Raw genomic sequence first — 20912 nt, forward strand, 5'->3', positions numbered from 1 at the left:
AGTAACGCCGTTGGTAGGATTGTAAAATGAGATATCTCCCCTTAAGCACCGGCGATCGCGCCGCCATGCTGGAAAAGATCGGCGTTGATAGCGTCGATGCCCTGTTTGTCGATGTGCCGGAATCGGCGCGCCGTTCGGGCACGGTCGACCTGCCAGCCTTTGCCGGTGAACTGGAAGTCGAGGCGCAACTGAACGCCTTCGCCGCGCAGAACGTGTCGCCGGCCAAGGTGCCGTTCTTTGTCGGCGCCGGTGCCTATCGCCACCATATCCCGGCGACCGTGGACCACATCATCCAGCGCTCGGAATTCCTGACCAGCTATACGCCCTACCAGCCGGAAATCGCGCAGGGCACGCTCCAGGTCCTGTTCGAATTCCAGTCCCAGGTGGCCCGCCTGACCGGCATGCCGGTGGCCAACGCCTCGCTCTATGACGGTTCGACCGCCGCGGCCGAAGGCGTGCTGATGGCCACCCGCGTCACCAAGCGCAACAAGGCCGTGCTCTCCGGCGGCCTGCACCCGCACTACCGCGAAACGGTCGAGACGCTTGCTCATGCGGTTGGCATCGAAACCGAAGCCTGTGCCGTCGCCGTCGATAACGAAGCCGATGTGCTGCAACATATCGACGCCAACACCGCCTGCGTCGTCGTCCAGACCCCGAACGTCTTCGGCACGGCCACGGACGTCACCAAGATCGCCGAGGCCGCCCAGGCCGCCGGCGCCCTGCTGATCGTGGTCGTTACCGAGGCCATGTCGCTTGGCCTGCTGAAATCGCCCGGTGAAATGGGCGCCGATGTCGTGGCCGTCGAAGGCCAGTCGATTGGTGTGCCGCTTTCCTACGGCGGTCCCTATGTCGGTCTTTTCGCCGCCAAGGAAAAGTATCTGCGCCAGTTGCCTGGCCGTCTGTGCGGCGAGACCGTCGATGCCGATGGCGAGCGCGGCTTCGTGCTGACTCTTTCCACCCGCGAGCAGCATATCCGCCGCGATAAGGCGACCTCGAATATCTGCACCAATTCCGGCCTTTGCGCCCTGGCCTTCAGCATCCACATGAGCCTGCTGGGCCAGACCGGCCTGAAGCGCGTCGCCAAGATTAATTACGCCAAGGCGCACGACGCCAAGGACCAACTGGTGGCTGCCGGTTTCGAAGTGGTCACTCCGCGTTTCTTCAATGAATTCACGGTGAAGCTGGCCAAGCCGGCTATCGCGGTCGTGGAAGCCCTGGCGGCGAAGAACGTCCTCGGTGGCGTGCCGTTCGCCCGCCTGCAAAACGCGCCAGGCTTCGAGAACCACCTGATCGTTGCGGTTACCGAAACCGTCTCGGATGCCGATATCGCTACCCTTGTCGCCACGCTTAAGGAGGTCGCCCAATGAGCATGAACTCTGTCGGTCGTCCCTCGGCCCCCGAAATTACGGTTGAAGCCACCTCGTTCAAGACCCTGCTCGGCGGTAAGGGCCTGCTGCAATCCGAAAAGCTGATCTTCGAGAAGGACGATTACAGCCGTACCGGCGTCGATTTCGCCGATGTCGTCATCGACGCCTCGGATCTCGATGGCCTGCTGCGTGACGACCTGTCGCTGCCTGGCCTGACCGAGCCGGAAGCCATGCGCCACTATGTGCGCCTGTCGCAGAAGAACCACGCTATCGACCTGGCGCTCTATCCGCTCGGTTCCTGCACCATGAAGCACAATCCGCGCCTCAACGAGAAGATGGCGCGTGTGGCTGGTCTCGGCGATATCCACCCGCTCCAGCCGGTCTCGACCGTGCAGGGCGCGCTGGCCCTGATGGATACGCTCAGCCACTGGCTGAAGGTCCTGACCGGCATGCCCGCCGTCGCCATTACGCCCAAAGCGGGCGCTCATGGCGAACTGTGCGGCCTGCTGGCCATCAAGGCGGCGCACGAGGCCAAGGGCGAAGGCCATCGCCGCACTGTCCTGGTGCCGACCTCGGCCCACGGCACCAACCCCGCCACCGCAGCCTTCGTCGGCTACACGGTCAAGGAAGTGGCCCAGACCGCAGACGGTCGCGTCGATGTTGCCGACCTGACCGCCAAGCTCGGTCCGGATATCGCCGCCATCATGGTGACCAACCCCAATACCTGCGGCCTGTTCGAGCGCGACATCGTTGAGATCGCCCGTGTCACCCATGAGGCCGGCGCCTATTTCTACTGCGACGGCGCCAACTTCAACGCCATCGTCGGCCGCGTCCGTCCGGGTGATCTCGGCGTTGACGCCATGCATATCAACCTGCACAAAACCTTCTCAACGCCGCACGGCGGCGGCGGTCCGGGCGCCGGTCCGGTGGTGCTGTCTGAAGCGCTGGCCGCGTATGCGCCCAAGCCCTGGGTCGTGGCCGGTGCCAATGGCTTTGATATGCTGGAACACGATGAAGCCAGCTCGGCGGCGAACTTCGGCCGCATGTGCGCCTTCCACGGCCAGATGGGCATGTTCATCCGCGCCCTGACCTATATGCTGAGCCATGGTTCAGACGGCCTCAAGCAGGTCGCAGAGGACGCCGTGCTCAATGCCAACTATATCAAGGCCAGCCTGCAGGATCTGATGAGCGTGCCGTTCCCGGAAGGGCCGTGCATGCACGAAGCCCTGTTCGACGACGCCTGGCTGGAAGGCACCGGCGTGACCACGCTCGATTTCGCCAAGGCGATGATCGACGAGGGCTTCCACCCGATGACCATGTACTTCCCGCTGGTCGTCCACGGCGCCATGCTGATTGAGCCGACGGAAACCGAGTCCAAGGACGAGCTGGACGGCTTTATCGCCGTACTGCGCGCCCTGGCCGAAGCGGCGAAGGCCGGCGATGTGGCCCGCTTCAAGGGCGCCCCTTACCTGGCGCCGGCAAAGCGTCTGGACGAGACCCGCGCCGCCCGTGCGCCGCGCCTCTCTTATACCTAAGAGCTGGCTAACCACTTTTTTATCGCGCCACAGGCGAAGATGGGATGGACTTCCGATGAGGTCCATCCCATCTTCATATCATGACGGTGTTCTTCAAACTGCTGATGACTGTATTGGGCCTTGTACTGATGGCTGTGGGGGTGGTGATTACGCCGCTGCCGGGGCCGTTCGGCGTCCCTGTGATTTTGCTGGGTCTGATCATCCTGTTGCGCAGTTCAATGTGGGTGAAGCGTTTGTTCATGCGGCTGGTGAAGCGCCATCCGAAGCTTCTCAAGCCCTTGCGCGCCATGCTGCGGCCCGGCGCCAAGGTGGTGGCCATGCTCTGGCTTCAGGCCCTGCGGCTGGAACGCCGTGTGCTGCCCAAGAACCGCCGGATGCTCTATCGTTTCCGCCATGATCTGAAGATGATTCTCCGTAACCGGCGGCCACGTCCGAAGCCTGATAATTCACAGGTTCACAGGCCGCGCAAAGTGCTGTCATATTAAGTGATAAGCTGCGGTCGGACGCCGCATCGCATCCTGACATTTCCTTGCCTATATAGGGTTTACGGTTGTCGAAAGGCCGTAATGTAGGGCTTGGTTTTCCCTTGGGTTACTTTGGGGTCACTTGAGGGCGAATTAATTTTTATCCACATTCACCGGATATTCAGCACGAGCCTTTACATTGCCGTATTGCCTCTCCATATGAGGCCAACAACGCTATATTGCGATGCAAAATTCTGGTGGGATGCGAGAGCATTCAGGTAAGTACAATGTCGAGTGAAAGCGGCGCGTCCGCGCCCGAAAAAGCCTTGGTTGCCACTCATTCCAGCGCCCGCCGGGACTGGAAGGCGAAAGCGCGCTCGGTCAAGCGCGCGGCGAAGCGCTTCTCGAAGAAGGTGCTTGGCTGGCTGATGATCGCGCTCGGTTTCGTCTGCCTGGCGGCCGGCTTCCTGCTGATCATCGTGCCAGGTCACTATTTCCTGGTGGTCGTCGGCCTGATTCTGATTCTGCGTAATGCCTATTGGGCACGCCGCCAGTTCGTCCATCTCAAGCGCCGTCACCCCAACTGGATCATGCCGCTGCGCAAGCTGCTGCGCCGTAATCCGCAGGTCGCCTCGGTCTTCTGGCAGCAGGTGCTCAAGTTCGAGCGCATGGTCCTGCGCGGGAGGGGGCAGCTGGTCGGTATCCGCCGCCGATTTCTCCGCAAGCCGCGCACGGTCTAGGCAGAGCAAGTGAATTTGAAAAGCCCTCCGGTTTCGCCGGAGGGCTTTTTTGCGCTTTGCGCTTTCCGTGTTAACCTCGTTTCTGTCGTGTCAGACGCGACAAATGGGGAGGGGAAAATGCAACCTTATATTCGTACATTAATGATGGCCAAGCCGTGGGATGTATTCGGCGGCCTGACCATAGTGGTCAAATTTCTGGTGATGATCATGCTGGTTGCCGGCTTAGTGGCGGCCATCACGGCCTTTATACGCCGGTTCAATGGTGGGCCGCGGTCTGGCTTGCTCTCTGCCATGGGCATTACCGCCCTGGTGTGTGGCGTTTTAGGCGCTGCATATAACGGCCTCAATTCTTACATTGCTTATCAGATGGTGAAGCCTGTGCGTTTCATCGTCGTGTTCCCGTCGGTCATCGAGGCCACTTACGTTCTGATGCTTGGGCTGATCATCTGGGCAATATCCATGTGGGGCAACGCCGGTGCCCGTCGCGCCTGAGCTGTCCGGTCAGATTAGATCCGCCTTGACCAGGGTATCCGACAGACTGATATCGCCGTAGTCCAGGCATTTGATCAAGCCGTCAACAGAGAGACCGTAGTTCTCGCGCTTGCGATCGATTACAAAGGCCGGGAAGGGGGGCAGGGGGCGCTCGTCAAGCGACAGCAGGCGTTCCATGACCAGATAGCGCCCGCTGTCGCTCAGGCCCCATACGCGGGCGAAGAGGGCGCGCAGGGCGGGTTGGCCGTGCATCTGGTTCCATAGAAGCCATTCGGTGAAGTTGGCGCGGCAGGGCAGGCGGTTCTGCACCTTGATGACCACATCGTCGCGCCCGTTATGGCGGTACACCGTCCGGTTCACGCCGATGCCAACCTGCTCGCCAATAAAGGGATGCAGGTCGTCATCGCTGAAAAGAATCGGAATCGGCGCGGTCATGCCGTCAGCATAATGGAAAAGGCCCGGTGTAAAAACACCGGGCCTTTAATTTTAGAACCCCGACCGAATAGTAAACGCTACCGAGTTATGGGGGCCAGGGGGCTTCGCACCCTAGTTAAAGCGGCCTTCGAGCTGGCCGATGGCCTTGTCCGCATGGGCGTCGGTCTTGGCCTTGGCGACCTGATCGAGCAGGACCTGCTCGGCCAGCTGCGCAGCCAGATCGGCGGCGGCGGACTTGACGTCGGCAGCGGCGTTGGCTTCGGCCTGGGCGATCTTGCGTTCGGCCAGTTCCTCGCGGCGCTTGATCGTCTCTTCCAGCTTGACGCGGGCTTCAGCGGCCAGGCGGGCGGCTTCTTCCTCGGCATAGGCGATCAGTTCGCGGGCCTTCTGCTCGGACGCCAGGCGCTGGGCCTTGATCGAGTTGAGCAGGTCGGTCGCTTCCTGGCGGATGCGTACGGCTTCATCGAGTTCGGCACGGACGGCTTCACCCGTGGCGCCCCACGACTTCCAGAGCTTGCCCGGCACGCCGGCGAAGATCAGGATCAGGAAGAAGACGCCGAGGGCAACGCGGACCCAGAATTCCGCTTCTTGCAACATTTCCATGGCTTAGACCTTTCCCAGCGCGGACTTGAGGGCGGCGGCCGTGGCGGCCTTGCCCGTCAGCTTTTCGACCAGAAGCGAGGCCGTTTCCTGCGCGATGTCGCTGACATGGCCCATGGCCTCGTCGCGTTGCGAGCGGATGCGGGCTTCGGCTTCACCGAGGCGCTTGCCAAGCTTTTCATCTTCCGCGGCGGTGGCGGCGGCGATTTCGGCATTGGAGCGGGCCAGGGCTTCGGCCGCCAGCTTGCGCGCAGTGGCGTGGGCTTCGGCGGTTTCGGCAGCGGCCTGCTTGGCCTGGGCCTCGGCCTCGTCGCGGTTGGCGCGGGCATTGGCCAGGTCTTCGGCGATGGTGGCGCCGCGGGTATCGATGACCTTGCGCAGGCGCGGCACGAAGACCTTCGCCATCAGCACGAGGAAGATGGCGAAGATGACCACGAGCCAGAGCATCTGACCGGCCCACTGGGTGGTGTCCAGCTGCGGCAGGCCGCCTTCTTTGGCCTCATGATGACCTTCGGCGCCGACCGTTTCGGTGGTCGCCGAAACGTCATGGCCTTGCGCGTCATGAGACGGAAGCTGGCTTTCGGCAACAGCCTGACCCGGCACCAGGGTGGCAACCGTGGTCACGCTCGGCGTCGCCGAGAACGAAGCGCCGGAGGCGTCGTCTGCAGAAATGGGGGCCTCAGGTGAGGTAGCGGTTGTCATGTCTTGAACTTTTACCTGTGTTGAAAAACCTGTGACCGGCGCAAGGGTCGCTCACGCCGGAAGCAAGTCTTCAGATTACAGGCTCGGGGCGTTGAAGAGGATCAGCAGCGCGATAACGAAGGCGAAGATGCCGAGGGCTTCGGTCAGCGCCATGCCGATGAAGAGGTTGGTTTGCTGGGTCTTGGCAGCCGAAGGGTTACGCAGGGCGCCGACATAGTAGTTGCCGAACAGGATGCCGAGGCCGATACCGGCACCGATCATGCCGAGGGTGGCCAGGCCGGCACCGATGTACTTGAGGCCGCCGGCGATGAGGGTTGCTGATTGAGCGTCCATTGGGTGTTAACTCCGAGTTTGGAAAAGGGACAGATTGATAAAAGAGGAACCTAGTGGTGGCCGATATTGACCACGTCACTGAGATAAACGCAGGTCAGAACCGCGAACACGAAGGCTTGCAGGTAGGCGACCAGGAATTCGAGGGTTGTCAGCGCCACGATGGTGGAGAGCGACAGGAAGCCGATCGCGTAGCCCAGGCCGCTCATGGCGATGCCGGTGATGATGAAGCCGGCGAAGACCTTCATGACGATGTGACCGCCCAGCATGTTGCCGAACAACCGGAGCGTCAGGGTGACGGGGCGCATGATGAAGGCGATGACTTCGATCGGCACCAGCACCAGCAGGATGTACCAGGGCACGCCCGACGGCACGAACATCTTGAAGAAGCCCAGCCCATGGCGGATCACGCCGACGGCGATCACCAGCAGGATGGTCATGGCGGCGAGCGACAGGGTGACGGCGATCTGCGAGGTGGCGGTGAAATAGGTGAACATGCCGAGCAGGTTACAGCTCAGGATGAAGAGGAACAGGGTCAGGACGTAAGGCAGGAACTGACGGCCGTCGTGACCGATGATCGAATCCGCCATGTCGTCGATCAGGCCGAAGATACCCTCGGCCATGACCTGGCCGCGGCCGGGGATGATGCTGGCGCGGGCGGTGGTCAGGAAAAAGAAGAGGCAGGTCAGGCCGACAGCAATCAGCATGGCCATGACGGAATTGGTGATGGACAGATCGACCGGCAGGCCGCCGATGTTGAACGTGGGGAGTTCGACGATCTTTTCGATCTTAAACTGGTGTAACGGATCGGCCATAAGCCCCAAAACCTCTTTAGACAATGTCTTGCCCATATGGGCGAATTTCAAAACGTTCTTCTATCCGTTCCGGCTCGACCGGACGATCGCATAGACCGCCACAATCATGCCCAGGATAGCGCCGATGATCACCCCGAAGGGCCGCGTATGCAGGTACTGATCACTCAGCCAGCCCAGGCCCAGACCGCCACCGATGCCACCGATCAGTTCGCCCAGAGCCTGATAGCCCTGATTGGCGCCCACCTCGCCGCTGACATCATGCGTCTTGCGCTTACGCGCTTCGATCGCCTTGAGCCGCTTGTCAAGATCGTTGAGTTCGTCTTGATCCGAGGACCTATCGGGTGGTTCATCTGTCACGTTCAGCACCTGGCAGGCGGAATAACAGGGATCGCTATTCCGGCTAAGAACGGCGCGGAACCTACTCAAGTGCCACTGAAAGGTCAAGCAATTGCGCGGCACAAAGTGGAGTTGTTTGAAATAAAATAGAAAACAACGCTGTCAGCGCTTTTTCAAGATCATTTTTTGCGGCGCAGAAAGGTTAGAATGCCGCATGATAATATAGCGGAACGGTTTATACCGCAGCGCTTATAACTAATAAGTGCCTTTCATAAATGACTGGTCGCCAGGCAAATCTCAGATTTCCAAATTTCTTAGTGAAATTTGGCAAGGGCGACCGCCCGCCGCGCACGTTTGCGCGTATCCTCTTACTAAAAAAGCCTTAGTGGCAGAACATGTGGCTTAGGCCACATGTTCTGCCACTAAGGCCTCTGCTTGCGACAGATCGACGCTGACCAGCTGCGATACACCGCGCTCGCTCATGGTGACGCCGAACAGGCGGTTCATGCGCGACATGGTGACCGGATTGTGGGTGATGGCGATGAAGCGCGTCTTGGTGCGTTCGCGCATCTCGGCCAGCAAACGGCAATAACGGTCCACGTTCGCGTCATCGAGCGGGGCATCGACTTCGTCCAGCACGCAGACCGGCGCCGGATTGGCGAGGAAGACGCCGAAGATCAGGGCCGTGGCGGTCAGGGCCTGCTCGCCGCCGGACATCAGGCTCATGGTCGAGAGGCGCTTACCTGGCGGGCAGGCGTAGATTTCCAGACCGGCTTCCAGCGGATCGTCCGATTCGACCAGGCGCAGCTCGGCCGAACCGCCATCGAACAGGGTGACGAACAGGGTCTTGAAGTGCTCGTTGATGATCTCGAAGGCGGCCAGCAGGCGCTCGCGGCCCTCGGCGTTCAGCTCATCGATACCGTCGCGCAGCTTGGCGATGGCGGTGATCAGGTCGGCGCGCTCCTTGGAAAGCGTATCCAGCCGGCTTTCGTATTCGGTGGCCTCTTCTTCGGCGCGCAGGTTGACCGCGCCCAGCTGGTCGCGCTCGCGCTCCAGACCGGACAGCAGGGATTCGGCGCCGGAGGCATCGGCCGGGGTGGCGATGGCTTCTTCCTTCAGGCGGCGGCCCAGTTCGTCGGGTGTGCCTTGCGTCTGATCGAGGATGACGGCCTCGATCTCGGCCGCCTTGCCCTGGATGGCTTCGAGGCGCGCGGCCGCGCCGGCGCGTTCCTCGCGGGCAGCGGAGGCTTCCTGCTCGCGGGCGCGGACATCGATATCGGCGTCGCGGCGGGTTGATTCGGCCAGATTCAGTTTTTCACGCGCCTCGTTCAGGCGTTTCTCGGCGGTCTGCAGCGAATCGATCAGGCCGATGCGCTTGCTCTCGAATTCGCGAGGCGCCGATTGCGCGGCTTCCAGCGCGCCCTGTGCCGTCGTCTGATCCTTTTCCAGTTTGAGCAGGCGGGCGGCGGAGTCGCTGGTGCGGCGGCTCCAGTCGGTCAGTTCGCGGGTCAGGGTGCGCTCACGGGCTTCGCGGGCCTGACGGTCGCGGGCATCCTGATCGAGATCGGCGCGGGCGCGCATCACGGCCTGACGGTGGCTGTCGGCCAAGGCACGGGCATCGCCCAGGCGCGCCTTCATGGTGTCGGTATCGAGTGCGGCCGACTGGCTGGCCAGCAGGGCATCATAAGCCGTTTTGGCTTCGGCGTGTTCGGCGGTCAGGCGTGTGAGGGTGGCCTCAAGCGATTCCAGGCGGGCCTCGAACTGGGTCTGTGCGCGCTGGCGGGCATCCAGATCAGCCTGACGGGTGCGCAGGGTGCGTTCCATATCGGGCAGGCGATTGCGGGCCTGGCGCAGACTGTCTTCATGGCTGCGCTGGGCTTCGGCGGCGGCGGTCTGCGCCTTGCGCGACTCTTCCAGCCTGGGCTTCAGACCGTCGATCTCGGTTTCGAGTTCGTCGTGGCGCGTGCGCTGGGCCAGCCGGACGGCGGCAGGCTTGGGCGCCTTGGCGCGGACGATCAGGCCATCCCAGCGCCACAGATCGCCTTCCTTCGAGACCAGTCGCGCGCCGATGGGCAATTGTCCCTGCAGACGGTCGCCATCTCCTTGCGTCACTACGCCGATGGTAGACAGACGCAAGGTCAGGGCGGCCGGCGCCTTCACATAGGCGCTGAGCGGCGTGACGCCAAGCGCGGCCATGTCTATGCTCTTGGCCTGGCTCTCGAAATCTTCGCTCCAGAAGGCGAGCGCGGTCTGCACGGCCTTTTTCGACAGGCTGAGATTGAGGTCGTCACCCAGGGCGGCGGCCAGAGCGAGTTCATATCCCTTGTCGGGGCGCACGGCATCGAGCACGGGCGCGCCTTCCTTGCGCACGCTGGTCAGGATCTGCGACAGGCCGCGCGCCTCGGCGGTGAGGCGGCCCAACTGGTCTTCGATCTCACGCAGGGCCTTGCGCGCCTGCGCTTCGGCATTTGCCAGCGCCGGACGGGCCGTTTCCAGTTCCTCGGCGGCCTTGCGGGCGGCTTCCAGATCGCTCTGGGCGGTAGCGGCCTGGGATTTGAGCCCGTCCAGCGCGCCATAATCGAATGCGCCCAGCGCCTTGCGGTCGTTCTCCGCCGTTTGCAGTTGCTGGCTCAGGCGATCGAAGCGCGATTTCGCCTCACCGAGACGCGAGGCCTCCAGCCGCTGGCGTTCCACCTGCGCCGCCTGTTCGGCGGCAATGGCTTCGATGGCCTGATCGGCCTTGACGCGCCCGGCCTCGGCGGCCTCGACGGCGTGTTTCAACTCGGGTTCGCGTGAAGGCGCATTGGCGATCTCTTCCTGCACACGCGCCAGACCCGACTGCAGGCGTTCGACCTGCATCGAGCCATCGGACGACAGATCGACTTCGCGCTGGAAATCGCCGCGCAGGCGCGCGATGTCGCCTTTCAGGCGCTCGATCTCGCTGGCAACCTGCTTTTCCTCCAGGTCGAGGCGTTCCTTCTCGATATTGAGCCGGTGATTGACCGTGGCCGCGACCGCCTCTTCTTCACGCAGGGGCGCGATGGCTTCGGCAGCCTTGAGGGCTACGGTCTGGGCCACGGCCGCGGCGCGGGTAGTGGTCTCTACGCGCTGGCTCTGTGCCTGCATGTCGCTGACCGCGCCCTCGAGCAGAGCACGCACCTCCAGCCACTTGGCGTGCAGGATGGCCTTCTGCAGGGCGCGGATTTCGGCGGAAATCTTCTTGTACTTGTCGGCCTGCCGGGCTTCGCGTTTCAGGCGGGAGAGGGCCGAGTCCAGTTCGCGAGCGATGTCATCGAGGCGCGACAGGTTCGATTCGGCGGCCGAAAGGCGCAACTCGGCTTCGTGACGGCGGGTGTGCAGGCCGGAAACCCCGCCGGCCTCTTCCAGCACGCGGCGGCGGTTCTGTGGCTTGGCGGCGATCAGTTCCGAAATCTGGCCCTGACGGACCAGGGCCGGCGAATTGGCGCCGGTGGAGGCATCGGCAAAAAGCAGTTGCACATCGCGGGCACGCACTTCCTTGCCGTTGATCTTGTAGGAAGAGCCGGCGCCGCGATCGATGCGGCGGGCGACATCTAGCACCGGCTGATCGGTAAAGGGCTGGGGCGCCAGGCGTTCGGAATTGTCGATGGTAAGCGTCACTTCGGCCCAGTTGCGCGACGGGCGCTTGTCCGAGCCGGCGAAGATGACGTCATCCATGCCCGAGCCGCGCATCGCCTTGGCGGAAGTGGCGCCCATGACCCAGCGCAGAGCCTCAAGCAGGTTCGACTTGCCGCAGCCATTCGGCCCGACAATGCCGGTCAGGCCCGGATCGATGCGAAACTCGGTCGCATCGACAAAGGACTTGAACCCCGAAAGCTTGATCTTCTGAAAGTGCAAGGACGGCCCAAAGGTTTGTTGGAGTCCGGTTTCCATTTTGGAAACCGGCAAGCATGACCCTGCGCCCGAGCTGATGCGAGGAGCCTCGCGGCACCTGAGCGACAAAAAGTCGATTCATCCACCTTCATACCAGAACGGCGGGCGTCAAGAAACTTTGCTTGGGACAGGATTAATTCCTGTGGATGAGCTTACTTCGCTGCCTTGATGGCCGCTTCCACGCTATCGAGATCGTGCTGTTCCACCGCCTTGCCATTGACATAGAGGGTCGGCGTGGCGCGAACACCGGCATCGAGGGCGGCCTTATGGGCAGCCTGCAGGCGGCTAAGGCCCGCCGCGTCGCTGGCGCAGGTGTTATAGGCGGCTTCCGACAGGCCGAAGGAGGCAGCGATCTTCACCAGGATCGGCTGGGCGATGATATTGCTTTCACCCCAGGCGTAATATTCCTTCTGGCCGCGCATCACGGCATCGACCACGGCGAAATACTTGTCGTTGCCGGCGCATTCAGCCATGCGCGTGCCGGCCACGGCGATCACCGGCACGCCGGTCAGCATGGGGCGAAAGACATAGCGCACCTGGCCGGTATCGATATATTTCGCCTTGAGTTGCGGAAAGACCGACTCGTTGAACGAGGCGCAGGCCGGGCAGGCGACCGAACCGTATTCGATGATCGTGACCGGCGCCGAGGCGCTGCCCAGGACGTGGTCGGTGGGCGCAATCTTGGTCAGGGCGGGGGAGAGGTCCGCCGCCTGGGCCAGGGGCGCGGCGATCAGGAACGAGGTGAGGACAACAGCCGCGATACGCCGGATCATGTTTTACTTACCTGCCAGCAGAGGGGCGAAGGCTTCGTCGAAATCGGCGATCGTGCCGGTTTTGCGTTCGAACTTCTTGCCATTGATGTAGAAGGTCGGCGTGCCGGTGACATCGTCTTCCTTCATGTACTTATCGACATTGTCCTGGATGCGCGCCAGGCCCTTTTCGTCGGTGATGCAGTCATCGAAGGCCTTGTCCTTGATGCCGACCGATGCGCCGATGCGCTTGAGCACCGGCAGGGCATTGGTGGTGGTGCCGTCGCCGAACATCTCGCCCTGGGCCTTCATGATCTGGTCGATGACCTTGAAGTAGTTTTCCTTGCCGGAGCAGCGCGCCAGCAGGATGCCGGCCGCCGAAACATCCTGCGGTGCTGTGAGGAATTCGCGATAGACATAGCGAATCTTACCGGGCGTGATGTACTTGGCCATCAGTTCGGGCATGACGTCCTTGTTGAATTCGGCGCAGTGGGCGCAGGTCACCGAGGCATATTCAATCAGGGTGATCTTGGCGTTTTCACCGGCGCCGAGGCTCATATCGCCTTCGACCGGCTTGATCGACTTACCGCAGCCGGCCAGCATCAAAGCGGCGGCAGTGAAGGTCAGGAAAATCCGTCTGGAGGTCATGGCGGTTCCTTATTTGCCAAGATAGGGCTTCAGGGCTTCGTCGAAGTCCTGGATGGTCTGTGGGATGCGGTCGTACTTCTTGCCGTTGATCAGGAAGGTCGGGGTGCCGTTGATGCCGTCCTTGGTCAGGTACTTCTGGTTCAGGTCGTTCAGGCGGGCCAGGCCCTTTTCATCGGTGATGCACTTGTTGAAGTCGGTCTCCGACATGCCGAGCGCCTGACCGATGCTGAAAAGAACAGGACGGGCATTGGCATAGCCGGTTTCTTCGCCGCCCATGGCGCCTTGCGAACGCATGACCTGGTCGACAACGTTGAAATACTTGTCCTTGCCGGCGCATTCGGCCAGCAGGTGGCCGGCGGCGGCGACGGCCGGATTGCCGGTCATCATCGGACGGTAGACATAGCGCACCTTGCCGGTGTCGATATATTTTGCCTTGAACTGCGGCATGACGCTTTCATTGACGTGGGCACAGATCGGGCAGGCGACCGAGGCGTATTCGATGACCGTGATCTTGGCATCGGCCGGACCCATCGACATTTCATCCGGCGCGACCGTGGCGCTCGAATTGCTCTTGCTGCAGCCGGCGGCCAGCAGGGCCAGGCCCATGGCCGCGGCGACGCCGATCAGGCGGAGGGTTTTGCCGACAGGATTTTGCATATTTCAGCCCCGAAGATGGTTTTAGATAAGGGAGAGTCGTCCCCGAAAGTCCGTGCCTTTTTAAAGCGTTCCATTGCGCTGTAAATATGGCATTTGTATTTTGTCCTAAAGCCGTGACTTTTCATGCTTCAGAATGGAGCGGCCAAGCTGGAGCAGCGACTTTTTCAACTTCTCGTCCGCAACGTCGCTCAAGGATTGCTGGAGTGCCAGTTCCTCCTGCGCCGAAAGCGGCTTGGGCTTTGGGGGCGCCGGCGGTTTTTTCGCTGTCTGGGTCAGCGGACCCTGGATCAGGCGCAGGCGATCTATAGTTCTGGCCCCAAGGAACAGGTTGATCCGGTCGATCAGCGTGGCCGACTGGTGCTGGACCAGCGGCGCATAGGCGCCCATGACGCGGATTTCCAGCGCGCCGGCGCCGTGCGTGCGGCCCTTGATGATGCGGACGGGCTCGCACAGCTTGGCCAGGCTTTCGCCGACGATCTCCGGCCAGCGGTTTTTAAGCTTGCCAGACCCGTCATCCATCTGCTCAAACCGCGCCTGCAGGCTCTTCACCAGCGGCTGCACCTGTCGGGTAATCGGCGGTGGCGCCTTGGGCATGCGCTTTGTCCGCGTGGTGCGCAGGATGTGCAGGGACTCTTCGAGGGATGGCAACTGACGTTTCATGAGCGGAATTATACTGAAGGACAAGGCCGTTGTCTTGTCACAGAAAAAGATTTGGCACTTAAGAGACGGTCTGCTGGCCTGGTACGATGCCCATGGCCGCAAGTTGCCCTGGAGGCAAGGCGCGCGTGATCCGTATCGCGTCTGGCTATCGGAAGTCATGCTCCAGCAGACGACCGTGCCGCACGCCGCACCCTATTATGAAAAATTCCTGACGCTCTGGCCCACCGTGCGAGATCTGGCCGCCGCCGAGGATGGCCGGGTGATGGCCGAATGGGCGGGGCTCGGCTATTACGCCCGCGCCCGCAAGCTGCTGGAATGCGCCCGCACCGTGATGCGCGAACATGGCGGCATCTTCCCGGCGGACGAGGCGGAGTTGCTGAAACTGCCGGGTTTCGGGCCCTATACTTCGGCGGCGGTGGCGGCGATTGCCTTCGGCCAGGCGGCCAATGTGGTCGATGGCAATATCGAACGCATCATGACGCGGCTCTATGCCATCGAAACGCCCATGCCGGCCGCCAGACCCCAGGTGCGCGAAGCGGCGGGGCAATGGGTGGCCGAGGATCGCGCCGGTGACTGGCCGCAGGCGCTGATGGACATGGCGACCCTGATTTGCCGACCGAAATCTCCTGTGTGCGCAGAATGCCCACTGGCTTCGGCCTGTATGGCGCGGGCACGCGGCGAACAGGAACGCTTTCCGGTCAAGCTGGCCAAGGCGCCCAAGCCGCGCCGGTATGGCGTGGTATTTGTAATGCGGGCTGGCGACAGCGTGGTGGTCGAGCGCCGGGCCGAGAAGGGATTGCTTGGCGGCATGCTGGGCCTGCCGCACACCGAGTGGCGCTCAGAGCCTTATCGGGTTGAGGAAGTGACGCCGCCCTTATCCGCCGCCTTCGAGACGTTGGGGGGCTACGAGCATGTCTTCACCCATTTCGCTCTGACACAAGAGGTCTGGTCCGCACAGCTTTCGGATGAAGCGATGAGTGATTTCCTGCGCCAGAACAACCGGTTCCAGCTTATGCCTCTGGCTGAAAAAGCCTTGCCGACCGTCTTTGCCAAGGCCCTGAAGCTCAGCACGGCACCGGTTTCGCGCGATCTGTTTGGCTAAGGCCTGAAATCACATTTTATTGACATTAATGTCAAATGTGGCGTGGCGGGAGTTTCTGCGGTAAACTGACACTCAGAAAATAAGAGAGTGGAGGTTACGATGCATATCTTGTCCCATGGTTTCGCAGACGTCTTAAGCCTGATGATCCGCTGGCTGGCAATGGTCGCCAACTATCCGTGCTCGATGCGGTAAGGGCAATTACAGCGGGGCGCTGGTCCTTGGCCGGCCTTTTTCGAGCGCCCAAAGCAAGGACACGCACCAGCCGACCAGGGTCCAGCCCAGCAGGAGGTTGAGCCAGAAGACAGCGCCCGGCTGCGGGTGATCCTTGCTGCCGGCGATAATGGCCGGCACGAAATAGATGACGGGCACGAAGAAGAAAGACACCAGCAGGATGTGCAGGCTCTGATTACCATCGGCCGGCTGGGCCATGGCCAGGGACGGCATGGCCGCCGCAAGGATTACCGCACTGACCAGTCTGCTTTTCACGGTCGCCCCCATAAACAGCAGCAGAAAACAGCAGATACGGGACGGTAACACCGGCGGCCGAGAGGAACAACCGGTTTAACCTGCCAGGTTAATTATAGGGCGAAGGGAAATCGTAGCTATCGATATAGCCGTAACGCGCCACGGCGGCCTTTACGTCCTCACGCGCGACCACGGCGGCGGCCACCTGGTTCATCTGCTTTTCAATGGCGGTCTGATAAGGCTCAGGCCGGTAATTTTGCAGGGTCTGCAGCGCATCGTTGCGGTCTTCGGGATCGTCAAGCCGCCTGATGGTGAGCGTCGCCAGTCCGTCGACATCACCGGTGCACAGCAGGGCCGCTCGCGCCGGGCCATAGCCATCCTTGGCATGGGCACGGATATACTCAAGCGATTTGGTCAGATTGGCCTGGTCATTGAGCTGAGCATAGGCGCAGGCCCGGACTTCCTCGGCGGCCATGAGACCGTAAGGACTTGAGTCCTTTGCAACTATGCCCTTTACCTGTTCCAGCGCCTCCTGGGGGCGGCCCTGTTCGTAGTAGAAAGCGCCGAGATTGATCCTCTGGCTGACGACGTCGTCATTCTTCGCCAGGGATTCATCGCGGGACTGGATCTGCGAAGCCTCGCTTTCGGCATAGCGCCCCAGCTTTTCCAGAACACGGGTGCGTGTGTTGAGGAACCAGTGCCACTGATCATCCATGTCATCGAAGGCCGGCTTGTTGGCGGGGGCCGCGGTCGCGCGCGCCAGGGTATCATCGGCTAGGGCCAGCGCTTCGGACAGGCGATTGGCGTCCATCAGATCGAATATCAGCGCGTTGATACCTTCCAGTTCGCGCGGATGAGCCTGGGAGCGAGCGCGGCTGTCTTCCACTGCCTTGTCGATCAGGCTTTTCAGGTTGAAGTGCGCCGGATCGGCCTCGGCATAGGAGCGGTACCGCTTATCAACTTGAAGGCTGATATAGGTGGCCGGAAATTGGAAGGCTTGGGCAAGTTCCTTTGCCCTGGCGGTGTCGCCCTTGGCGACCTTGATCCTGAACAGGCTGAACCACAGCCCTTCGGCAGAGTAGTAGCCGCCGGGTTTGTATTTAGCCGCCCAAAGGGCTTCAAGCGCTTTTTCGCGACGGGCGTCACCATCCGGCAGATCCTTGGCGTTGTTCACCGTCTGGTAAATGTAGGGTTCGTAATAGCCGCTGATATCCTCCGGACTGGTCGTAGCCAGAGTCGTCATCGCATCGATGGCATCGCCATATTTCTTCAGGTGCGTGCTGACCTTCCAGAGAAGATACCAGTAATATTCGTCACGAAAATCCGGCGCGACAGAGGCGATCTGCATAAGGTTGGCGTATGCCTCGTCATATTTCTGGCGCTCCGATTGTGCGGCCGCGAGATTGCCGTAGACGGCGTACTTCAGCTCCGGCGACAGTAGGGTGAAATCGGCATCATTGATGATGAAGGTGAATTCTTCTTCGGCCGCTTCATAATCTTCCTGGTTGATCTTGTTCACGGCCTGCTGGAACAGAACTCGCATGCGCGCCATCTTGGTGGCCTGTTGCGCCTCGATGACCGCGTTCTTCGACATGGCGTGTGCGGCCGGTGTGGTGGCCAGAAGAATGGCAGCCAGAGCTGTCGCCAGAGTCTTTGTCAGACCGGCGGCCAGGTAATTTGTGGACTTTGACATGACATCCCCCCGTTGCAATCAAGGTAGGCAGCAACCTTGGTTTTGTCACGTAAAAAAGCGCGGACGTCGCCATCCGCGCTTTAAAAACTTATGGTCCTAGGGGCTTGCCCCTAGTTCATGTCGGCGCGGATGCGGGAGCGCAGGTCGTCGATCGGCTTGAGGCCGGCGTCGGTCTTGAAGCGCCAGTAGGTCCAGCCATTGCAGGCCGGGGCCTGTTCCATCATGGCGCCCATCTTGTGGATCGAACCGCTCAGATCCCCATGGACCAGAGAGCCGTCAGCGCGGACGCGGGCGGTCTTGTCGCCTTTGGGGGTATAGAGAATATCGCCCGGTTGCAGCAGGCCTGCCTCTACCACGGCGCCGAAGGGGACGCGCGGCTCGGCCTTCTTGGAACCCATGACGGCCAGGTCTTCGGCGGTGGCCGGGATGACGCGTGCGATGCGTTCGCTGGCCACCTTGCGATAGGCTTCCTCGCGCTCGATACCGATGAAATGGCGGCCCAGACGCTTGGCGGCCGCACCGGTGGTGCCGGTGCCGAAGAAGGGATCGAGCACGACATGGCCGGGCTTGGTGCAGGCCAGCAGGACGCGGTAAAGCAGGGCTTCCGGCTTCTGGGTCGGGTGGGCCTTGTTGCCGTTCTCATCCTTCAGGCGCTCATCGCCGGTGCAGAGCGGAATCGACCAGTCCGAACGCATCTGCGTGTCTTCGTTGAAAGCCTTCAGGGCATCATAATTGAAGGTGTAGCGCTTCTGGCCCTTGGCCTTGGTGGCCCAGATCAGGGTTTCGTGGGCATTGGTGAAGCGCGTGCCCTTGAAGTTCGGCATCGGATTGGCCTTGCGCCAGATGACATCGTTCATCACCCAGAAACCGAGGTCCTGCATGGCGACGCCGAGGCGGAAGATGTTGTGGTAGGAGCCGATGACCCAGATGGCGCCGTCGTCCTTCAGCACGCGGCGGCATTCGCGCATCCATTCGCGCGTGAACTTGTCATAGGCCTCGAAGCTGGCGAACTGGTCCCAATCGTCATCTACGGCATCGACCTTGGAATTGTCCGGGCGCAGCAGGTCGCCGCCGAGCTGGAGGTTATAGGGCGGATCGGCGAAGACGAGATCGACCGAGGCGTCGGGCAGGGTCTTCAGCACCTCGATGCACTCACCAAGATGGATGGTGTCGAGCTTGAGGGGCGCTTGCGAAAGGGACAGAGCGGTTTTGAGGGCGGTCGATTTACGCAAGACGAAGATCCTTCTGACACGGGTATTTCGTGACCTGTTTTTGCAGGTCAGCGGGCACATAAGTGCCTGAATCCAATGACTAGAATCGTTTTGCGGTTAATGGCGGGTTAAATTAACCATAGTTGCGAATCGTGCGATTCGCTTTTTTTGAAGTGAGTCTTTCAGGACTCACTTTTGGCCCCGTTCAGGCGCTTTCGCCCCAGCTCAGTTCGCGGATGGTCGCCCAGCTGGTGCGGTGGATCGGCGAGGGGCCATGAGTACGCAGGGCCTCCAGGTGGCCGGCGGCCTGATAGCCCTTATGCTTTTTGAAGCCGTAGACCGGGTAGACGATGTCCATTTCGATCATGATGCGGTCGCGAGCGGTCTTGGCCAGGATCGAGGCCGCGGCGATGGACAGCGAGCGCGCATCACCGCCGACCAGCGGGGTTGAGGGGATGGCCAGCTTGGGGCAACGGTTGCCATCGATCAGGGCGTGATCGGCGCAGGGGCTTAAGGCTTCCACGGCCCGCTTCATGCCCTCCATGGTGGCGGCCAGAATGTTGAGCGTGTCGATTTCCTCAACCGTCATGGTGATTACCGACCAGCCGATGGCCGCCTGCTTGATCAAGGGCTCCAGTTCGAAGCGGCGTTTCTCGGTCAGGGCCTTGGAATCGTCGATACCTTCGGGAATACGGGCCGGATCGAGAATGACGGCCGCCACGCACAGCGGACCGGCGCACGGACCGCGCCCGGCTTCATCGACGCCGCAGATAAGCCCGGCAAGGGTGGATTCGAAACTCAGATCAGCCATGCGGCAGCCATACGCCGATTCAGCCGGTTTTAAAACATCACTTCCGGCGTCTCCATGACGCCGCGACCCTTCGGATCGGGGCCAAAGCGATTGGCGCCGGGCGTGCCATCGCTAACATAGAAGACTAACATGACGATTTCCGCCACCAGAACCGGCAGGAAAACGAACAGGAACATCGAGCCCATGACCGTGAAGAACAGTTTCATGCCTTGCGCATCGGTCATGGTGCCTTCGCCAGTGCCGATGGCCGAAAAGAGTTGTGTGCCGGCAAAAATGAAGAACAGAACTACGCCGACAATGGCGACAACGATCGGCATGATGTACCACCAGCCGCTGCGATTAGTATCATGCAGGCGGCGGACGGCCACGGCGATACTGGGCAGCAGCAGGCCCAGATTCACGATCTGGAGGAGGGGCATGACGGTGAAATAGCGGCCCATGAATTGCGATGGATCAGGGTGCTGAAAGTTCATGCCGGAGAACATGACAGTGGTTATCACCGTGCCCATCACCATGCCAACAACGATGCGGAGCAGCACCCACAGCCAGAATTCGGAGCGCCGGGCCCGACCCTGGAAGTCGACATACTTGACCAGCGGCTGAAAAATCAAAGGCACATTTGACATCGAAAACCCCCTTATATCGATCAGAATACGCTTGTATCGCCGCCACGCCCTTTCGGATCGGGGCCGAAGCGATTCGGGCCCGCCGTGCCGTCCATGACATTGAACACGAAGGTCACCAAAGCGGCCGCGAACCAGGCGGCAATCACCCACCACATGGGGGCGAAGGCTTTCATCATGGCCATGGACTGATCGGGTGTCGGGTTGGGACCGACATTGGCAAAGGAAGCCAGGGTGCTGAAGAAGCTCGCACCATTGATGGAAATAAAGATCACGAAGGCGACGATGAACACAACGGCGGGAAAGAGCAGCCACCAGCCGGTGCGGTTGATATCGTGGAAACGGCGCACGCCCACGGCAATGCTGGGGATAAGGATGGCCAGGGAGAAGAGGCCGTTGAGCAGTTCAGCCGTTTCACCGATGACAGATCTCAGGATGTTGAAGACAATGCTGACAATTATCTGGAACAGGAACCACAGCCAGAATTCCCTGCGGCGTGCGCGGCCGTTGAAATCGGCGTAACGCTTCAGCGGTTGAAACATCAGTTCCATGATCGTCCCCCGTA

The 20912-nt window shown here is 61.2% G+C and carries 23 protein-coding genes; 6 read left to right on the forward strand and 17 right to left on the reverse strand.

Translation table 11 applies throughout. The features are described 5' to 3' along the window. The first annotated feature begins 26 nt into the window (after positions 1-26). The 5 genes from gcvPA (at position 27) to QM647_RS06680 (ending at position 4598) form a co-directional block, all read left to right on the forward strand. Complete coding sequence (gene gcvPA, locus QM647_RS06660) at positions 27-1367, forward strand: aminomethyl-transferring glycine dehydrogenase subunit GcvPA (RefSeq protein WP_414994725.1); 1341 nt, start codon at positions 27-29, stop codon at positions 1365-1367. After that, the gene (gene gcvPB, locus QM647_RS06665) at positions 1364-2902 is read left to right on the forward strand and encodes an aminomethyl-transferring glycine dehydrogenase subunit GcvPB (protein ID WP_414994726.1); all 1539 of its coding nucleotides are present in this window, start codon (positions 1364-1366) and stop codon (positions 2900-2902) included. The genes gcvPA and gcvPB overlap by 4 nt, the downstream gene beginning before the upstream one ends. Before the next feature lie 80 nt (positions 2903-2982). Next, positions 2983-3387 carry a PGPGW domain-containing protein gene (locus QM647_RS06670; protein ID WP_414994727.1) on the forward strand — a complete coding sequence of 135 codons (405 nt, stop codon included), beginning with the start codon at positions 2983-2985 and terminating at the stop codon, positions 3385-3387. 266 nt (positions 3388-3653) lie between these two features. Beyond that, positions 3654-4106: a hypothetical protein gene (locus tag QM647_RS06675; protein ID WP_414994728.1), complete on the forward strand. Its 453-nt coding sequence runs from the start codon at positions 3654-3656 to the stop codon at positions 4104-4106. 117 nt (positions 4107-4223) lie between these two features. After that, on the forward strand, positions 4224-4598 hold the full coding sequence (locus QM647_RS06680; RefSeq protein WP_414994729.1) for a hypothetical protein: 375 nt from the start codon (positions 4224-4226) through the stop codon (positions 4596-4598). Between the two features lie 9 nt (positions 4599-4607). Here the strand turns inward: QM647_RS06680 and QM647_RS06685 are convergent, their stop codons facing one another. The 11 genes from QM647_RS06685 to QM647_RS06735 form a co-directional block, all read right to left on the reverse strand. Beyond that, on the reverse strand, positions 4608-5033 hold the full coding sequence (locus QM647_RS06685; protein ID WP_414994730.1) for a hypothetical protein: 426 nt from the start codon (positions 5031-5033) through the stop codon (positions 4608-4610). A 111-nt stretch (positions 5034-5144) separates the two neighbouring features. Further along, positions 5145-5636: an ATP F0F1 synthase subunit B gene (locus tag QM647_RS06690; protein WP_414994731.1), complete on the reverse strand. Its 492-nt coding sequence runs from the start codon at positions 5634-5636 to the stop codon at positions 5145-5147. Between the two features lie 3 nt (positions 5637-5639). Further along, entirely contained in the window at positions 5640-6335 is a 696-nt protein-coding gene (locus QM647_RS06695) for a hypothetical protein (RefSeq protein ID WP_414994732.1), read from the reverse strand. 75 nt (positions 6336-6410) lie between these two features. Beyond that, positions 6411-6668: a F0F1 ATP synthase subunit C gene (locus tag QM647_RS06700; protein WP_414994733.1), complete on the reverse strand. Its 258-nt coding sequence runs from the start codon at positions 6666-6668 to the stop codon at positions 6411-6413. Positions 6669-6718: 50 nt separating this feature from the next. Beyond that, positions 6719-7480, reverse strand: a complete 762-nt coding sequence (locus QM647_RS06705) for a F0F1 ATP synthase subunit A (protein ID WP_414994734.1) — start codon at positions 7478-7480, stop codon at positions 6719-6721. 60 nt (positions 7481-7540) lie between these two features. Next, positions 7541-7837, reverse strand: coding sequence for an AtpZ/AtpI family protein (locus tag QM647_RS06710; RefSeq protein ID WP_414994735.1), 297 nt, complete (start codon positions 7835-7837; stop codon positions 7541-7543). Between the two features lie 381 nt (positions 7838-8218). Beyond that, positions 8219-11692: a chromosome segregation protein SMC gene (smc, locus tag QM647_RS06715; RefSeq protein WP_414995215.1), complete on the reverse strand. Its 3474-nt coding sequence runs from the start codon at positions 11690-11692 to the stop codon at positions 8219-8221. Between the two features lie 188 nt (positions 11693-11880). Beyond that, positions 11881-12501 carry a thioredoxin domain-containing protein gene (locus QM647_RS06720; protein WP_414994736.1) on the reverse strand — a complete coding sequence of 207 codons (621 nt, stop codon included), beginning with the start codon at positions 12499-12501 and terminating at the stop codon, positions 11881-11883. 3 nt (positions 12502-12504) lie between these two features. Beyond that, complete coding sequence (locus tag QM647_RS06725) at positions 12505-13125, reverse strand: thioredoxin domain-containing protein (protein WP_414994737.1); 621 nt, start codon at positions 13123-13125, stop codon at positions 12505-12507. Positions 13126-13134: 9 nt separating this feature from the next. After that, positions 13135-13782, reverse strand: coding sequence for a thioredoxin domain-containing protein (locus QM647_RS06730; RefSeq protein ID WP_414994738.1), 648 nt, complete (start codon positions 13780-13782; stop codon positions 13135-13137). 105 nt (positions 13783-13887) lie between these two features. Then, entirely contained in the window at positions 13888-14442 is a 555-nt protein-coding gene (locus tag QM647_RS06735) for a DUF721 domain-containing protein (RefSeq protein WP_414994739.1), read from the reverse strand. Here QM647_RS06735 and QM647_RS06740 point away from each other — a divergent pair. Continuing rightward, positions 14441-15544: an A/G-specific adenine glycosylase gene (locus tag QM647_RS06740; protein ID WP_414994740.1), complete on the forward strand. Its 1104-nt coding sequence runs from the start codon at positions 14441-14443 to the stop codon at positions 15542-15544. The two genes, QM647_RS06735 and QM647_RS06740, sit on opposite strands and share 2 nt — an antisense overlap. A gap of 198 nt (positions 15545-15742) precedes the next feature. On the opposite strand, the gene QM647_RS06745 is transcribed toward QM647_RS06740, so the two are convergent. The 6 genes from QM647_RS06745 to QM647_RS06770 form a co-directional block, all read right to left on the reverse strand. Next, positions 15743-16030, reverse strand: coding sequence for a superinfection immunity protein (locus QM647_RS06745; RefSeq protein WP_414994741.1), 288 nt, complete (start codon positions 16028-16030; stop codon positions 15743-15745). Positions 16031-16118: 88 nt separating this feature from the next. Further along, positions 16119-17702 carry a hypothetical protein gene (locus tag QM647_RS06750; protein WP_414994742.1) on the reverse strand — a complete coding sequence of 528 codons (1584 nt, stop codon included), beginning with the start codon at positions 17700-17702 and terminating at the stop codon, positions 16119-16121. Between the two features lie 110 nt (positions 17703-17812). Next, positions 17813-18934 (reverse strand): site-specific DNA-methyltransferase, encoded by a 1122-nt coding sequence (locus tag QM647_RS06755; RefSeq protein ID WP_414994743.1) that lies wholly within the window; start codon positions 18932-18934, stop codon positions 17813-17815. Between the two features lie 184 nt (positions 18935-19118). Continuing rightward, on the reverse strand, positions 19119-19724 hold the full coding sequence (locus tag QM647_RS06760; protein WP_414994744.1) for a ribonuclease HII: 606 nt from the start codon (positions 19722-19724) through the stop codon (positions 19119-19121). Between the two features lie 29 nt (positions 19725-19753). After that, entirely contained in the window at positions 19754-20350 is a 597-nt protein-coding gene (locus QM647_RS06765) for a DUF805 domain-containing protein (protein ID WP_414994745.1), read from the reverse strand. A 20-nt stretch (positions 20351-20370) separates the two neighbouring features. Continuing rightward, on the reverse strand, positions 20371-20898 hold the full coding sequence (locus tag QM647_RS06770) for a DUF805 domain-containing protein (protein WP_414994746.1): 528 nt from the start codon (positions 20896-20898) through the stop codon (positions 20371-20373). Between the last annotated feature and the right edge of the window lie 14 nt (positions 20899-20912).

The organism is Asticcacaulis sp. (assembly GCF_047605585.1).
Lineage (GTDB): Bacteria > Pseudomonadota > Alphaproteobacteria > Caulobacterales > Caulobacteraceae > Asticcacaulis.

Coding starts and splice junctions, on each gene's coding strand:
- QM647_RS06670 (WP_414994727.1), top strand. CDS start 2,983: ATGACGGTGTTCTTCAAACTGCTGATGACTGTATTGGGCCTTGTACTG.
- QM647_RS06705 (WP_414994734.1), bottom strand. CDS start 7,480: ATGGCCGATCCGTTACACCAGTTTAAGATCGAAAAGATCGTCGAACTC.
- QM647_RS06730 (WP_414994738.1), bottom strand. CDS start 13,782: ATGCAAAATCCTGTCGGCAAAACCCTCCGCCTGATCGGCGTCGCCGCG.
- QM647_RS06690 (WP_414994731.1), bottom strand. CDS start 5,636: ATGGAAATGTTGCAAGAAGCGGAATTCTGGGTCCGCGTTGCCCTCGGC.
- QM647_RS06720 (WP_414994736.1), bottom strand. CDS start 12,501: ATGATCCGGCGTATCGCGGCTGTTGTCCTCACCTCGTTCCTGATCGCC.
- QM647_RS06680 (WP_414994729.1), top strand. CDS start 4,224: ATGCAACCTTATATTCGTACATTAATGATGGCCAAGCCGTGGGATGTA.
- QM647_RS06695 (WP_414994732.1), bottom strand. CDS start 6,335: ATGACAACCGCTACCTCACCTGAGGCCCCCATTTCTGCAGACGACGCC.
- QM647_RS06685 (WP_414994730.1), bottom strand. CDS start 5,033: ATGACCGCGCCGATTCCGATTCTTTTCAGCGATGACGACCTGCATCCC.
- QM647_RS06765 (WP_414994745.1), bottom strand. CDS start 20,350: ATGTCAAATGTGCCTTTGATTTTTCAGCCGCTGGTCAAGTATGTCGAC.
- QM647_RS06700 (WP_414994733.1), bottom strand. CDS start 6,668: ATGGACGCTCAATCAGCAACCCTCATCGCCGGCGGCCTCAAGTACATC.
- QM647_RS06740 (WP_414994740.1), top strand. CDS start 14,441: ATGAGCGGAATTATACTGAAGGACAAGGCCGTTGTCTTGTCACAGAAA.
- QM647_RS06770 (WP_414994746.1), bottom strand. CDS start 20,898: ATGGAACTGATGTTTCAACCGCTGAAGCGTTACGCCGATTTCAACGGC.
- gcvPA (WP_414994725.1), top strand. CDS start 27: ATGAGATATCTCCCCTTAAGCACCGGCGATCGCGCCGCCATGCTGGAA.
- QM647_RS06675 (WP_414994728.1), top strand. CDS start 3,654: ATGTCGAGTGAAAGCGGCGCGTCCGCGCCCGAAAAAGCCTTGGTTGCC.
- QM647_RS06725 (WP_414994737.1), bottom strand. CDS start 13,125: ATGACCTCCAGACGGATTTTCCTGACCTTCACTGCCGCCGCTTTGATG.
- QM647_RS06735 (WP_414994739.1), bottom strand. CDS start 14,442: ATGAAACGTCAGTTGCCATCCCTCGAAGAGTCCCTGCACATCCTGCGC.
- QM647_RS06760 (WP_414994744.1), bottom strand. CDS start 19,724: ATGGCTGATCTGAGTTTCGAATCCACCCTTGCCGGGCTTATCTGCGGC.
- QM647_RS06750 (WP_414994742.1), bottom strand. CDS start 17,702: ATGTCAAAGTCCACAAATTACCTGGCCGCCGGTCTGACAAAGACTCTG.
- gcvPB (WP_414994726.1), top strand. CDS start 1,364: ATGAGCATGAACTCTGTCGGTCGTCCCTCGGCCCCCGAAATTACGGTT.